At 71.6% G+C, this 14,820-nt stretch carries 9 protein-coding genes and 1 pseudogene; 8 read left to right on the top strand and 2 right to left on the bottom strand.

Going from position 1 to position 14,820, the window contains the following annotated elements; all coding sequences use genetic code 11:
- Positions 1 to 119: 119 nt before the first annotated feature.
- Positions 120 to 2,972, bottom strand: coding sequence for a beta-galactosidase (locus tag AB0C26_RS34825; RefSeq protein WP_360256341.1), 2,853 nt, complete (start codon positions 2,970 to 2,972; stop codon positions 120 to 122).
- Between the two features lie 758 nt (positions 2,973 to 3,730).
- Between AB0C26_RS34825 and AB0C26_RS34820 the strand changes: the two genes are divergently transcribed.
- From AB0C26_RS34820 to AB0C26_RS34810, 3 genes are all read left to right on the top strand, one after another.
- Positions 3,731 to 5,722, top strand: a complete 1,992-nt coding sequence (locus AB0C26_RS34820) for a M6 family metalloprotease domain-containing protein (RefSeq protein WP_360256339.1) — start codon at positions 3,731 to 3,733, stop codon at positions 5,720 to 5,722.
- Positions 5,723 to 5,851: 129 nt separating this feature from the next.
- Positions 5,852 to 6,223, top strand: a complete 372-nt coding sequence (locus tag AB0C26_RS34815; RefSeq protein ID WP_360256336.1) for a DUF1622 domain-containing protein — start codon at positions 5,852 to 5,854, stop codon at positions 6,221 to 6,223.
- Complete coding sequence (locus AB0C26_RS34810) at positions 6,220 to 6,492, top strand: hypothetical protein (protein ID WP_360256333.1); 273 nt, start codon at positions 6,220 to 6,222, stop codon at positions 6,490 to 6,492. Before AB0C26_RS34815 ends, AB0C26_RS34810 begins: the two co-directional genes overlap by 4 nt.
- Here the strand turns inward: AB0C26_RS34810 and AB0C26_RS34805 are convergent.
- The gene (locus AB0C26_RS34805) at positions 6,477 to 7,247 is read right to left on the bottom strand and encodes an FkbM family methyltransferase (protein ID WP_360256331.1); all 771 of its coding nucleotides are present in this window, start codon (positions 7,245 to 7,247) and stop codon (positions 6,477 to 6,479) included. The two genes, AB0C26_RS34810 and AB0C26_RS34805, sit on opposite strands and share 16 nt — an antisense overlap.
- 65 nt (positions 7,248 to 7,312) lie before the next feature.
- On the opposite strand from AB0C26_RS34805, the gene AB0C26_RS34800 reads away from it, so the two are divergent.
- From AB0C26_RS34800 to AB0C26_RS34780, 5 genes and pseudogenes are all read left to right on the top strand, one after another.
- Positions 7,313 to 11,578, top strand: a complete 4,266-nt coding sequence (locus AB0C26_RS34800) for a hypothetical protein (RefSeq protein WP_360256329.1) — start codon at positions 7,313 to 7,315, stop codon at positions 11,576 to 11,578.
- A pseudogene (locus AB0C26_RS34795) lies at positions 11,479 to 11,691 on the top strand (hypothetical protein); the annotation flags it as partial. The gene AB0C26_RS34800 and the pseudogene AB0C26_RS34795, both read left to right, overlap by 100 nt.
- Before the next feature lie 114 nt (positions 11,692 to 11,805).
- Positions 11,806 to 12,072 (top strand): hypothetical protein, encoded by a 267-nt coding sequence (locus AB0C26_RS34790; RefSeq protein ID WP_360256630.1) that lies wholly within the window; start codon positions 11,806 to 11,808, stop codon positions 12,070 to 12,072.
- Positions 12,069 to 13,604, top strand: coding sequence for an MFS transporter (locus AB0C26_RS34785; RefSeq protein WP_360256327.1), 1,536 nt, complete (start codon positions 12,069 to 12,071; stop codon positions 13,602 to 13,604). Before AB0C26_RS34790 ends, AB0C26_RS34785 begins: the two co-directional genes overlap by 4 nt.
- A gap of 107 nt (positions 13,605 to 13,711) precedes the next feature.
- Positions 13,712 to 14,797: a CinY protein gene (locus tag AB0C26_RS34780; protein WP_360256325.1), complete on the top strand. Its 1,086-nt coding sequence runs from the start codon at positions 13,712 to 13,714 to the stop codon at positions 14,795 to 14,797.
- The last annotated feature ends 23 nt before the right edge of the window (positions 14,798 to 14,820 follow it).

The following is a 14,820-nucleotide window of genomic DNA, read 5'->3' as shown; positions in this document are numbered from 1 at the left end:
CATCCACTTAGGTCGGCGCCCCAGTACCGACGATCAAAGATCCTCGTCAATACAACCGCGGCGGTGACGCTACCGATTACCGCATCGCCTCAATAGCCCGTTCCACAGTGTGGGACGGGTCATTCTCGGCTGTCGCGGCCCGCGACTGCCAGGACGGGCGTGGCCGCGACGCTCCGTTCAGTGGCGATGACCGCGATGGCCAAGGTGTTCCGGCCGTTGTGACGCAGCGGGCCGGCCGGCAGGACGAAGTCGGTCTGCGGGCCGATGGCCGCCCCGTACTGGCCGAGCTGCCAGCCGTTCAGGTAGAGGATCGCCCGGTATCCGGCCGGCGGCGCCCCGTCGAAGCGCAGCACCACCGAGGTGTCCTGGCCCTTCGGCAGGTCGAGCGAGAACGCGGTGCGCAGCCAGGTGACGCCGGGTCCCTGTGCGGCGCCGGCCCAGGGCCAGCTGTGGTCGGCGTAGCCCGGCAAGGTCCAGCCGGCCCGCTCGCCGTACAGGCCGCCGTTGTTCAGAGCCCCGCGCACCGGATCGATCGCGGCGGTGCCCTGGATCCGCCACGTCACCGGCGCCGCCGAGCCGTTGACGCGGGCCCCGACGAGCCCGCGCGGCTGCCGGAAGCGGTTGTCGTCGGCCGTCCAGTCGTCGTTGTGGCCCATGTTCTGCACCAGCACCGACAGCACGGCCGGAGCGCCCGGCTTGAGCAGACCATCCGGTACGGCGAACTCCCCCGCCCCGGGCGACGGATTGGCCGGCGCGTCGGAGTCGGCCTGGACTCCGCCGGCGGCCGAGCCGAGATAGCGCCCGTTCAGCCAGACCAGATAGTTGCCACGCTTGCCGGTGATCGCGTTGAGTGACACGGAGGTCTCGGCGCCGGTGGCGGTGAACCGTCCCCGGTACCAGACGCTGCCGGTGTGGAACCCGTACTCGTCGCTGAACAACACCGGCTGGGTGAGCGGCACGAACGGGCTCAGGCTGGTGGTCTTGCCGGCCACGGTCCAGCCGGAGTCGTCGAAGCCGGGCGCGGCCTCGGGCGCCTCGGCGCGCTGCCGCCATCCGGTGAGCGCCGGCAGAACGACCGGCCGCGGCCCGGGCAGGCGGCCCAGCAGCGACCCGCTCGGCGTACGACGGGTGGCGACCGGCACGCCGTCGACCGTCACCGCGCGCCCGACGGCGAACACCTCGACCGGCCCGGCCGCGGCCGTGTCGGCGCGCAGCGCCACGGCCCCCGGGGTCGCGGTGGCCGACCGCAGCAACGCCGTGCCCCGCACCAGAACCGGCCCGGCGGCGGTGTCGGCCCGCCAGAACGAGGCCGCGGCGGCGGCGGTGCCGAGCAGAAGCAGCAGCGGCCGTCGCCCACCGCCGTCGATCAGCACCCGGGCCAGTCCGCTGTGCTTGTAGTCGAGCCGCAGGTCGCCACTCGCGGCGTCGAAGACCGAGGCGACCCGCCCCTCGAGAACGGTCACCCGTGGCCGGGACGGGTACCGCAGGACGGTCGCACCCGGCGTGCCCTGGCCGCCGTGGAGCACCGCGACATCCCGCCCACCGATCGCCTCGTGCGTCAGCAGTTCCGAAGTGGACGCCACGAGCCGCTGACCGCCGAGCGCGTATCCGCCGACCAGAACCTTGGCGTCGTGCCCGGGGAGCGTCACCGGAAACGCGTACCGGCCCCAGCCGAGGCTGCTCGACACGGCCGCCGTCCCCGGGTTGCGCACCAGCACGAACTGGGCGCCGTCGTCCGGGTTGGCGCGCGCGAGCGTCTCCAGCCCCGCCGCCGCCGGCGCGGCGACCGGATCGGTCCGGGTGAGCGAGCCGGCCACGGCGTGCAGGAAGTAGCCCTGCCGCTTGTACTCGTCGTACTTCGCGGTGAGCTGCCGCGCCTCGGTGATCGCGGCGCCGTAGTCGTACGAGGTGTAGACGTCGTTGGGCTGGGCCAGCCACCCCCAGTTCGTACCGCCGAAGCCCATGTAGTGGCTGAACGCGGTGGCCCCGCCGGCGATCAGGTTGCTCTTCGGGAAATAGCGGGTGTACGCCACACCGGTGAGCTCCCGGCAGGCCTGGTACCCCGCGTTGTTCACATCGATCGCACCCGCCTGGTACTCGGCGGCGAACACCGGCGCGTCCTCGCGGACCCGCTCGGTGATTCCCGCACCCCAGGCACCCCAGACGGTCGCCGCGTTGCCACAGTCGAAGGACTGCGGATAATCGTCCACACCCGGGATCTGCACGGCGCCGTCCCCCGAGGCCCAGGTCGAGGTCCACGAGGCCGCGTCACAACACAGGTTCGTGGTGATCGGAACGTCGATGCCATCCGCGCGGGCGACGTCCTGAAGATCCTGCATGTACGCGGCGTCGGTGTTCACCGCATATTCGTTCTCGACGTTGTAGAGCAGCACCGGCCCACCCCGCGTGACCTGATGCCGGGCGATGATCGGATTGATCTGCCCGAGCCATTCCCGGTAGGCGGCGGTGTAGCCCGGCGCACTGCTGCGGGCCCGCCCCGGCACAAGCTTGAGCCATCCCGGAAAGCCACCGCCACTGGTCTCGGCATTGATGTACGGCCCGGGCCGCGCGATGACGTAGAGCCCCACCTGCGCCGCGGTGCGAAGCAGCCGATCCACATCCCGAACACCGCCGAAGTCGTAAACCCCCGGCGCCGGCGAGTGGAACGCCCAGTCGAAGTAGACCGAGACAGCGTTGAAGCCGACCGCTTTCTCCTTCTCGAGAATGTCCCGCCAAAGCTCCGGACTGGGCAGCCGAAAATAGTGAAACTCAGCCGCCTGAACCAGCACCCGCCGCCCACCAACCATCACCGAGTACGCGTCATAGCCAACCCGCTGCCCCGCCTCCGCCTCCGCCTCCGCCTCCGACGACTGGACCTGCACGGCCTGCGCCCGCGCCGCCGGCGGCACACCGGCCAGACCACCCCCGGCGAGCGCGACAACCAGAACGAGCAGCATGCGACCAACCCTCATGCCGATCTCCTTCACGCTCACCATCGACATCCGTCAATAGATGATGGCATGAATCACCCTTGCTTGGGAGCGCTCCCGACCGGAGGCCTCGTGCGGAGCGGGGCGAAACGACTCGACCGGCCACTGTCAGAAGATCGCCCGGCGGCGTACAGAGCGAGCCGGCGTCCCGCGGCAACCGCGAAAGCACGACATCCAGCCAAGCGATCCCAGCAAGTCCGACCAAGATGCCCGCCGCAAAGCCAAAGGGTCGAAGGGCGGCCGCCACCTTCGACCCCGAGACCTACCGCCTGCGTCGCGCCGAGGAATGTGGCATCAACCAGCCCGGGGAGCGGCCGGCCCGGGACGGGGCAATCCGAGGGTGACCGGCCCCGGGGGTGGGGCGGTGACGGTGGCCCGTGGGGTTACTCGGTGGCGTGGGCGGCTGCGGCCAGGATCGTGTCGATGGCGGCTTGGGGGGCCGGCCGCGATCAGCCACCGGTCCGGCTCGGGGAGGTCCTGGGCGAAGGAACTGTGCACCGTCGCCGGCTTCGAGAAGGCTTCCGCGTCGCCCTCGGGGCGCCCGGGTGGCCGGCGATGTCGAAGACCGTCGTCGGGTCGGGGACGTCGAACGCGGAGCCGGAACCGCCGAGGATCTGGGAGACGGTTTCGCCCTCGTCGGGGATGAACGCGTCGACGTAGAGTAGCGGTCGTGACACGTGACGCGCGTCTCCCCGTACGTACTTATTGATATTGATCTATTGCTTTGTCAGGATGGCGGGATGACGAGTGCGCGGCGCGTGGTCTCGGCAACGTCCGTTCTGGTGCTGGCTCTGGCCGGCCTCTTCACCGCCACGCCGGCCTCGGCGGCGCCGCCCGGTGATGTCGATCCGGACACGCCCTGGCGGATGCGGCACTGGCCGCAGACCCAGCCGTGGCAGGTCGAGGAGGCGGCCGCGCTGAGCAAGAGAGGCGGGCCGCCACCGATCGACCCCCAGCGCTACGAACTGCCCGACACCATGACCTGGTCGGACTACAAGCCGGTGCCGGGCACGAACTGGGCCGACCCGGCCGTACGCGGGTCGGAGCGCAACTTCAACGGCGCCCTCGTGCTCGTCGACTACCCGAACCAGCCGTTCGTCGTCACCCAGCCCGCCAACTCCACGATCTACGGCAACCCGTCCGGCGTACAGAATCTGGACCGGTCCGAAGTTCCGCGGTTCTACCAGGACTTCCTCAACAAGCCGGGCCGGCTCAACCGCGGCCACACCATCCACGAGTACTGGATGGAGGATTCGCACGGGCGGTTCGGGATCGAGCTCAGCGCGTACGGCGTCTATCAGATGCCCGCCGAGAGCCACGAATACGGCATCGAGGCCCAGATGCAGCGCGGCCAGGGCTGTCCGGCCGGCGACGTCTGCAACCGCAACCTGCGTACGGACGCCCGCGCGGCCTGGATCGCCGCCGTCGGTGAGGCCGAGGCGGCCAAGTACGACTTCGTCTTCTTCCTCTCGGCCGGCCAGGACGAGTCCGCCACCTGGCAGGAGTTCGGGCCGATGAAGTTCGCCACCAGACAGGACGTGACCGACGAATGGGGCCCGCCGGACGCGGCCCTGCCGAACTGGAACGCCACCCGCTACGTCGACTGGACCTCCTGGCAGGCGTCGGCCAACATCTGGCCGAACGCGACACAGGGCAGTTCGCTGCAGGCCGAGAGCTCGGGCATGTCGACCTACGCGCACGAGTTCAGCCACATCCTGGGCGTCGGCGACAACTACAACAACCCGTACAGCGTGCCGGCCCGCCGCGACTACAGCGGCCCGTGGGAGATGCTCAGCCGGGGCACGTTCAACGGCCCGGGCGGCCCGCACAGTCGCTGGCTCATCCCCGGCACGTCCGGTTCGTCGATGGGCGCCCAGCACATGCTGCGCAACAAGATGAAGCTGGGCATAGCTGACGACGTACTCCAATTGTCTCGATCCGCCTTGGCCGCCTCGGGCGTCGTGGTGACCAGCGTGACCGCCCGATCCGTCGACTCGGTGGGCATCAACGTGGCCCTCGACGGGGGCGACCGGTCCCCGGCCTGCGACACCGCGACCGACCCGTTCTGCGACGGCGGCGGCTACGACAACTACACCCTCGAAGTGGTCGACCGGATGGGTTTCGACTCGTTCACGCCCGACTCCGGCGTCCTGCTGGCCAAGACGAAGAACCAGGACGCCGCCCCCTTCATCTGGACGATCGACGCCAACCCGCAGGACATCGACAAGGTCGACTTCGTCCTGCCCGACGGCACCCCGCAGAAGATGACGATCGGCGACTACCGCCAGCTCTCCGACGCCCTGTTCCACGCCGGCACGAATTCCGGGAGCGCTTTCGAGTACGTCGACACGGCCAACCGCCTGCACTTCTACGTCCTGGACCGCAAGCGGAACAGCAAGGGCGTGCTTTCGTACGAGGTGGCCGTCCGCTCCCTCGACGGCGCCGGCCCGGCCGTCCGCGGCGTCCGCGCCTACCCGGACACGGCCCGCCCCGACAAGTCGGGCTGGGCTCGCTGCACCATCCCCGTCCGCAACACCGGCCGAGCCGCCGACGTCTTCCGCGTCACCGCCCCGGGCGCCTCGCTCCCCCGCACCGTGATCGGCGTCCCGGCCGGCCGCACCTCGTCGGTGGAGGTCTGGCTGAAGGACACCCGTCGCACCACGGTGGCTTTGACCTCGGAAAGCAACCCGGCCGCCCGGTCCACCACCTCCTGCACGGCCCGCCGCGGGTAGCGATCCGCCAGGCTCAGCCGACGTTGAGGCCGATGGCCGGCGTCCCGGCCGTGGTGCCGGCCGCCGGCCGCCGCCTCGAACAGGGCCAGCCTCAGGTCTTCTTGGTACACCGCGTATTACCTTGACCGCATGAACGAGATCTTCAGCGAGCGCTGGCTGTCCGAGGCCGTCGACCTGATGGTGCGTCTGGTCGAGGCGGCCGGAGCGCTGATCATCTTCGTCGGGGCCATGGTGGCCTTCGCCCGGTTCGTCGTGGTCGGCCTGCGGGAGAGGCGGGCGGAGGCCTTCGTTCCGGTACGCCTGGAGCTGGGCCGCTTCCTCGCCCTCGGCCTGGAGTTCCAGCTGGCCTCGGACATCCTGCGCACCGCTATCGCGCCGACGTTGCGGGAGATCGCCGAGCTGGCCGCGGTGGCCGCCATCCGCACCGCGCTCAACTACTTCCTGAGCCGCGAGATCAAGGAGGAACGGGCCGAACTGGCCAAGCGGGAGCCCGCACAGTGACCACGCTGATCCAGTACGCGTCCCTGATCTGCGTCACCGCCGGGCTCGTCTGCGGCGTGCTGGTCCTGGGCACCACCCGCGACCTCAGGACCGCCCTGCGGACGGCCCTGGACTTCTGGCTCGCCGCCGGCCTGCTCCGCCTGGCCCTGCCCAACTCCACCACCCAGCTGCTGGCCATCGTGGCCATCATCGCCGTCCGGCAGCTGGTCAGCCGGGCCCTGTCGGCCCACCCACGGCCGGCCCCGGACGCGGCTCAGGGCAGGCAGTAGATGTCGCCGGAGTTGGCCTCGTGCGGGAGGGCCAGCACGTGGGCGGCCATCTCCTCGCGGGAGAGCCACCGGTCGAACTCGAGCGTCATCGACTCGCCCATGGCGACGTTGAAGGTGGTGAAGCCCAGCGCCGCGACCCGGTCGAGGCAGTTCACGGCCACGGCCCGTTCGATCGTCGTGAACTCGAACGACAGCGCCGGCAGGGACCGGCTCAGGCCGGCCAGGACCGAGCCTTCGAAGCCCTCGACGTCGATCTTGGTGAAGGCGGGAGTGCCGTACGTCTTGATCAGGTGGTCGAGGGTGGTCGCGGGAACCTCCATCTGCTCGTCCCACACCTGGTCCTGCCAGCCGGACGCGCCGTCGGCGGCCTTGACGAAGTCGGTGGAGGCGGTCGAGACGGTGGGATTCGCGGAATTGACGTAGAACTGCAGGGTGCCCTCGGCGGGCCCGCACACCGCTTCGACCGGGATCACGTCCCGGTCACCGGCGTAGATCTCACGGATCGCGCGCACGCACAACGGCTGCGGTTCCACCGCCACCACCCGGGCACCGAGCCGGCGGAAACTGCCGATGCGGTCGCCGACGTGGGAGCCGACGTCGAAGACCAGGTCACCGGGGCGGACGAACTGGGCGTAGAAGGCGTCCAGCGCCGCGTCGTGCTCGTCGTTGCCGTAGTAGAAGCCAAGCGACCGGTGGATGGCGGACGCCGCGGGATCGACTTTCAGCGATTCGACGGCTTCACGATTGACTCCCATGCCGGGCAACACTACCGACCCTTTGTCCGGTGACCACGCCGTCGCCGTCCGCCATGATGCTTGGCGTGAGGCAAAGGCTGGCACCACCGGAGATGCGGGCGGAGCAGTACCTCGCGGATCTCGCCGTGATGGTCGAGCGCGTCTGGGCCGAAGAGGTGAGGGCGCGCGGTATCGACGATCCGTTCCCGCTCGCGATCCGCTGGTCGATGATCGTGCCGCCGTCCGGCTGGCGTGTGGAGCGCCGCGAGGGGTACGCCCGGGGCGACGAGCTCGCCGCGATGATGCGGACCGTGCCGTCGGGCCAGCTGGCCATCGTGGGCAAGCCGGGCACCGGGAAGACCGTCGCCGCCATTCTCCTGACCCTCAGCCTCTGTCGCGCGCGCGACGACGTCGATCGGGTTCCGGTCCTGCTCGCGGCCGGTTCCTGGGATCCCGGCGAGGAATCTCTGACCGACTTCGTGACGCGCCACCTCGTGGAGCGGTACGGCATGCCGCCGGCGGTCGCGCGGCACCTGGTGGTGATCGGCCAGATCCTGCCGATCCTCGACGGCCTCGATGAGCAGCATGATCCGGCCCAGGCGTTGCGGTCGGTCCACGAGTACGGCGTGCACGGCTGGCCGATCGTCGTCACCTGCCGCAGGCGTGAGTACGAAGAGGCCGTCGCCCGCTCGGGACCGGTCCCCGGGTTCGTCGTCGTGGCGCTGCTGCCGCTCCGGCGTGAGGACGTCGCCGACTACCTCGCCCGCACGGTGCCCTCCTCCGACCGGCGCTGGACACCTCTGATCGACACGATCCAGACCGGGACCCGAGGGCCGCTGGCCACCGTCCTGTCCCGGCCCACCTACCTTCAGGTGCTCCGCACGATCTATTCGCGGGCGGACTCCGCGCCGAGCGAGCTGCTGGACACGGCGCGCTTCCCGACCGCCGGGGCCATCGAAGCCCACCTGCTCGACAGCTTCATCCTGTCGAGTTACGCAACGGACGATCGGATCCACGAGTCGCCCGGCTCCATTCGGTGGCTCGAGTGGCTCGCCACCTGGTTGCAGGGACGGCAATCCCCCGACATCACGCTGCCGGATCTGGCGAAGGCGGCACCGGCCTGGCTGAACGGCATCGTCGCCGCCTTCGTCGCTCTGGTCGTGGGGTGGCTCGCCGTGCCGGCGCCGGGCACGTGGCTCGCGGGAACCCTGTTCATCGCTGTCATGCTGACCGGCCTCGGTGCCGGCGAGCCGGCCCCGTTCCGCGTGATCGGACCGGGCCTGCGCCTCGCCGCGTTCATGCCGCGCCCGCTCTGGACCGGTGTCGCCGCCGCCGGCGCCGCGACCGGCGTGGGACTGGTGTTCGGGGGTTCGGCCACCTGGCCGAGCGTGGTGGCCATCGGTCTCGGTGTCGCGGTCATGACGGCGCTGAAGGCGGCGACCGGGATTCCGGTCGACGATCGCCGGGCGACCTCACCCCGGGCGGTCAGTCGCGGGGACGCCAGTTACACCGCACTTGCCGCGCTGCTGTGCACGGCGGTCGGCGCCTTCGCCGCGGCCGACACGGGCAGCTGGAGCGCCATCGCGGCGGTGGCGCTGGCCGGCGCGTTCGTCGGCGTGACCGGCACCGGCTCGTACCGCCTGTTCCTGAGCCGCCTCTGGCTGGCGGGGCGCGGCCACGCACCGTTCCGCCTGTTGCGATTCCTCGACGACGCGTACCGGCGCGGCGTGCTGCGCCAGGCCGGGGGCGCCTACCAGTTCCGCAACCTGACCCTGCAGCAGTATCTGGCCGATCGGGGCGAAGTGGTCGACGTGGTCCGCGCGCCCGGGCAGACGCCGGCCGGCACCGCGATCACCCATCTCCGGGCCGTTCTCGTGGAACGGGCCTTCGAGCAGACCTCGGTCCGCCAGCTGGTCGAGGCCGATCGGGTCGGCCGGCTTCGCGACGAGATCGGGGCGGAACTGCGCAACAGCAACGAGATCGTGGCCGCCGCCGCGACCGCGCAGTGGGACCGGCTGGCCGACGCCCGCGCCCGCTACACGGCCCAGGTCGGCGTCCCGCGCCTGGCCCGCGTCTCCGCCGCCTACGGGTGGGCGGCCGGCGCGGTCGCGGCTTTCGCCGTGGCGACCATGGTAAGGCGAGCGTGGAACCAGTACGACCCGAGCGTTCTGGTCGGATTTGTCGGCCTCATCATCGTCGGCTCCGTCACCCTGTCTCATCTGGAAACCGCACGGCGGGATCTCCTGGCCCGGATCGCCGCCCACGAGGCGGAGCAGGAGGCGGAACCGGACGAGGCCGAGGCACGAGAGTGGGTCCGTCGGCGCCGGCTCGGGCGCCTCCTGCGGGTCCCGATCTTCCCGCCGGGGTGGTCACGGTGGATCCCCGTCGCCGCACGATGCCTCCTTGTCCTCATTGTCGCCGGGGTCACAGCCTCACTGGCGACGACCCCGCTCGTGGCCTCGGCGATCCCGGGCGACGACGACACGTACCAGCTGATGGCGCCCCGGATCGCCGGTGCCGTCGCGGTGGTGCTGGGGGTGCTCTGGTGGTGGTCGCGGCCGTGGTTCCGGCGCCTTCAGGGCCTCCGGTCGGTCGACATGCACCGGTGGCCGCCCGCCGACGAGACGCCGTGGGCGGCGGCGTCGCGGCGTCTGGCCGTACGGGCGTGGGAGGAGTGGGCCGCCACGGTCGTCGACCTCGGTGTGCTGCCTCTGGTCAGCGCGAAGGTCGAACCGCTGACCCGGCGCAGTTACGACACCGCGCTGCCGCCCATCTCGGTGGACCGGCTGGGCGACATCACCGAGGGCGTCCAGTTCGTCAGCACCGACGAGAGCGACCGGCTCAGCCGCATGCTCGCCTCCACCCTCACGGCGGCGATCGGGATCAGCGGCCCGCGCGGCGTCGGCAAGACCACTCTGCTGCGGCGCTTCGGCGACCAGCGCATCGGTTCCAGCGCCGACAACCTCATGCTGGTCGTGCCGGCCCCGACCAACTACAACGGCCGCGACTTCCTGGTGCACCTGTTCGCCCGGCTCTGCCTCGCGGTCCTGCCGCCCGGCGACGCCACCACCGAGCCCGGCCACGCCCGCCGCCGGATCCGGCACTGGTGGCCCTGGGTCTCGGGCGCCGCCGGGGTCGCCGTCGTCGCCACCGCCTACTGGTGGAGCACCGCCAGCGAGCTGCCGTCCTGGCTGCGCGAGCACACCCGGCCGGTGGCGATGGTGGCCGGTGGGCTGCTCGTGCTCGTTCCGCTGGCCCACGCCGGGTTCCGGCTGATCCGGCGCCGGCGGCGGCCGCAGGACACCTCGGTGGTCGACCTGGCCCGGCAGCACCTGCGCCGCCTGCGCTACCTGGAAACGCTCACGGTGACCCGCGGGACCACGCTCAAGGCGCCGCCCACGATCGACCTCACCGGCTCGATGGCCCGGGCCCGGGCGGAGCACGTCCGCACGTACCCCCAATTGGTAGGCGATTTTCGCGACTTTCTCGGCCTGGTCGCCCTGCATCTGCGCAGCCGGCCCGGGCGCTCGTACTCCCGGGTCGTGATCTGCATCGACGAACTCGACAAGATCTCCAGCGCGGAGCAGGCCGAGCAGTTCCTCAACGACATCAAGGCCGTCTTCGGTGTGGACGGCTGCGTCTTCCTGGTGGCCGTCTCCGAGGACGCCCTGTCGAGTTTCGCCCGGCGGGCGCTGTCGGCCCGGACCACTTTCGACACGGCGTTCGACGACGTTCTCACGCTGCGCCGGTTCGGCCTGGCCGACACGCGACGGCTGCTGGTGCAGCGCGTGCTGCGCCTGCCCGAACCGTACGTGTGGCTCTGTCATTGCCTTTCCGGCGGTCTCCCCCGGGATCTGAACCGGACCGTCCGCCTGCTCTACGACGTGTACGCGCATCGCGGCCCGACCGAATTCGCCGAGCTGGCCACCGAGCTGGTGCGGCAGGATCTGGAGTCGGTCGCCTACGGCCAGGCGCTGCGGCTGACCGACCGTGCCGACCAGGCGACGGCCGAGCTGGCCCGCTGGCTGATCGGCGCCCGCCGGCTCACCCTGGACGCGGCGACGGTGCGTGAGTACGCCGCGACCGCCCCCAAACACGACGCCGGCACCGGCCCGGACGTCGTGCTGTCCACCGAGCAGTTCACGGCCTACCTGGAATACCTGGCGGCGGTGCTGGACCGCTTCTGCGAGCACACTACCGAGACGATCGGCCGTCTCCGCGCGCACGACGACGACGTGACCCATCCCGCGCTGTGGCTGGCCGAGGCCCGGGCCGCGCTCTCCACCGACCCCTTCACGGCCCGGGCCGCGGTCGAGGAATTCGTCCGTACGGCGTCTCCTCCTCCGATCTGAAAGACTCTTGCAGGTTTTCCCTCGACAGGCCGGCCACGGCCTCCGCCTGCGCGCGGGCCGTCGGGGACACGCCGTCGAACTGCAGCTACCACCTCCGGGTACTGGCGGCCCACGGTCTCGTCGAGCCGGACGACTCCGGCGACGGGCGCTCCCGTCCGTGGCGGGCCACGCTCACCGGGTTCACCGTCGGCGCCGACACCCCCGACGCCGCGGCCGGCGCCGGCCGCGTGCTCGCCGCCGCCGTGGAGCTGGACCACCACCTCGCCCGCGAATACCTGCGCCGCCAGCCCGATCTGCCCGAGCCCTGGCGCGAGGTCGACTCGCACGCCAGCTTCGGCCTGGCCCTGTCGCCGGACGAACTCGCCACCGTGCTGAGCCGGATCGACGCCGTGGTACGGCCGTACCTCGCGCCCACCCGGACCGACGCCCCGGCGGACGCCGAGCATGTCCATCTGTCGCTCATGGCCTTTCCCCGGCCGGGATTCGGGCGGTGACCACGTCGGCCCTGGCGGTGCCGGCCTTCCGGCGGCTCTGGATCGCCGGGCTGGTCTCCGACGCCGGCGACTGGCTGATGTTCATCGCGCTGCCGCTGGTCGTCCTCGAGCTGACCGGATCGGCCCTGGGCACCTCGTTCGCGTTCCTGCTCGAGCTGGCGCCGGCCGTCCTGCTCGCGCCGGTCGCGGGCCGCGTCGCCGACCGGGTGCCGCGCCGGCTCGTCATGCTCGTCGCGATGCTGGCCCAGGCCGGCTCGCTGCTGCCGCTGCTCGCCGTGCACGACCGGTCCGACCTGCCGCTGCTGTACGGCGTGATCGTCGCGCACGCCACCCTCGCCGCGTTCTTCGAGCCCGCCAAGAACGCGATGTTGCCGGCGCTCGTCGGACCCGACCGCGTGGTGTCCGCGAACGCCCTGGCCGGGCTCAACAACGACCTCGGGCGGATCGTGGGTGGCCCGCTCGGCGGCGTGCTGCTCGCCGTCGCCGGGCTCGGCGGTGTCGTCCTGGCCGACGTCGCGACCTACCTGGTCGCCGCCGTGCTGGTCGCCACCCTGCCGCGAGGATCCGTGTCGCGGACGGCCGGGACGCCCGGCCCGGCCCGCGGCGGCCTGCTCGGTGTGCTGGCCGACCCGGCGAGCCGCGCGCCGATCGTGGTGGCGTTCGCCGCCGCCGTCGCCCAGGGCCTGTTCGTCCTGCTGTTCGTCTTCTTCGTGACCGACGTTCTCGGCGGGGCGGCGGCGGACGTCGGCGTCCTGCGCGGTGTGCAGGCCATCGGGGCGATCGCCGCCGGCGTCGTGCTCGGCGTGCTCGGTGCGCGCCTCGACATCTTCCGGCTCACGATCACCGGCAGCGTCGTCTTCGCCCTGCTCACCGCGCTGACATGGAACCTGTCGTTCCTGACGCACACCATCGCGGTCTACGCCGTGCTCTTCGCCGTCGTCGGCGCGCCCGGCGTCCTCATGGGCGCGGGCCTGACCAGCCTGCTGCAACGGGCTTCCCGCGACGACCGCCGGGGCAGCGCCTTCGCGGCGTTCGGCCTGACCCAGGCCACCGGCCAGGCGCTCGGCCTGCTCGCCGGCGGCCTGCTGCAAGGCGCCGTCGGCACGCTGCCGTTGCTCGAGGTCCAGGCCGCCTCGTACGCCGTGGCCGCGACGCTCGCGCTGATCCTGCTCCGCAAGACCGGCCGCCCAGCGGCGAACCCGGCGTCAGCGCGCGGCGGGGTAGCCGGGGATCTGCCGGCGCTGCGTCGCGCTGGCCGCCCAGTGCCCGAGGTCGAGGATTCCCGCCACCACGACCCAGAACCACTCCCAGCCGGTGAGGCCGATGCCCGGCGTGTACAGGACGACGTAGATCAGGGTGGCGAACGGCAGGAAGACGATGCCGAGCAGCGGGAAGATCCACGTGTCGAAGGCCGCGTTGACGAACGCCGGCCGGGCGACCCAGATGATGAACAGGCCGAGCCGGGGAAAGACCCCGGCGAACAGCGCGAACAGACAGCCCATGGTCGTCCTCCTGTCGACAGCCGCACTTGATGGTCGCGGCCGCGCCGCCGGCGGGCCTCACCCGGGCCGGATGAGGACGCCGGGACCGGCGGGCCGCACGCTGTGGTGCGGCGGCCGTCATGCGGGAGGGCTGGGTGATGCGACCACGGCGATACGCGGTTCCGCTGGCTCTGCTTCTCGCGGCCTCGGTCGCGCCGACCCCGGCGGTCGCGTTCGGCACCGTCGACAGTGGTGGTCAGCACCGCGAACACGAGCGCATCACCCGCGCGGCCCTCTCCTGCACGGCTCGGGAACCGGCCTGCTTCGAGCCGGCGACGATGGACTACCTGGCCGGTCACGACCGCGAGTTCGGCGCCGTCGGCGCACCCGACAGCGATGAGATGACCAGCCCGGCCGCGCACTGCGACAACGCCGACTACCTGGCCGGCGGCTATCCACGCAGCCAGGACGTCGCCGTCGCCTCGCTGACGGACTGTGTCGAGCACCTGCGCGCGAGTTTCCAGGAGGGGCTGGACAGCGCGAAGGACCTGGTGGACGACGAGGGTGAAGTGGTCGCCGAGGAGGTCGCGGTCAGCCCGGAATGCGACCCGAGGGAAAGGACGGAGAGCCGCGCCAAGTGCACGACGTTGGAGATGGTCGGGCGGGTGCTGCACGGGGTGCAGGACTTCTACTCGCACAGCAACTGGGCCGACCGCGCCGATCCGGGCCGGCCGATCGGCGACGACAACCCGCCCGGCCTGCACCGGCCCGGCCCGAGCCCGCTGCTCGACCTGCTGGCGGCGACCGCCGCCGAGCCGCCCGGCGACTTCACCACCGGCTGCTACGTCCTGCAGGACCGGGTGCCCGGGGCCGGCGTGTGCCAGTCGCGGGTCACCCACGCCGCGCTCAACAAGGACAAGGGCCTGATCGACCCGGTCAGCGGCCGGGCCACCGAGCCGGGCACGCCCCGCGGCCAGGTGGGTGACAACTTCGCGGCCGCGGTGGCCGGGGCGATCGCCGAGAGCCGCCGCCAGTGGCAGGACTTCCGGACCGCGCTGTCGGCCCGGTACGGCGCCGACCGGTCGGCTCGCATGGTCTGCGCTCTCGTCCACGACGATCCGGTGAACCACTGCCGCGACTCACACCCGTACCTGAAGCTGATCCTCATCCCGGTCCTCGTGCTCGTCACCGGCGCGGTTCTCGCCTGGTTCCTGCGGCGCAGGATGCGGCCGTTCAGGTCTTGAACGCGACTGCCCGTGCGTGTGAG

The sequence above is a fragment of the Actinoplanes sp. NPDC048796 genome, assembly GCF_040650035.1.
In the GTDB taxonomy this organism is placed as follows: Bacteria; Actinomycetota; Actinomycetes; order Mycobacteriales; family Micromonosporaceae; genus Actinoplanes.
This window is presented reverse-complemented; position numbering and strand designations above follow the sequence as displayed.

Excerpts from the sequence above, each read along its gene's own strand:
- AB0C26_RS34825 (WP_360256341.1), bottom strand. The coding sequence starts at position 2,972 with ATGAGGGTTGGTCGCATGCTGCTCGTTCTGGTTGTCGCGCTCGCCGGG.
- AB0C26_RS34820 (WP_360256339.1), top strand. The coding sequence starts at position 3,731 with ATGACGAGTGCGCGGCGCGTGGTCTCGGCAACGTCCGTTCTGGTGCTG.
- AB0C26_RS34815 (WP_360256336.1), top strand. The coding sequence starts at position 5,852 with ATGAACGAGATCTTCAGCGAGCGCTGGCTGTCCGAGGCCGTCGACCTG.
- AB0C26_RS34805 (WP_360256331.1), bottom strand. The coding sequence starts at position 7,247 with ATGGGAGTCAATCGTGAAGCCGTCGAATCGCTGAAAGTCGATCCCGCG.
- AB0C26_RS34780 (WP_360256325.1), top strand. The coding sequence starts at position 13,712 with ATGCGACCACGGCGATACGCGGTTCCGCTGGCTCTGCTTCTCGCGGCC.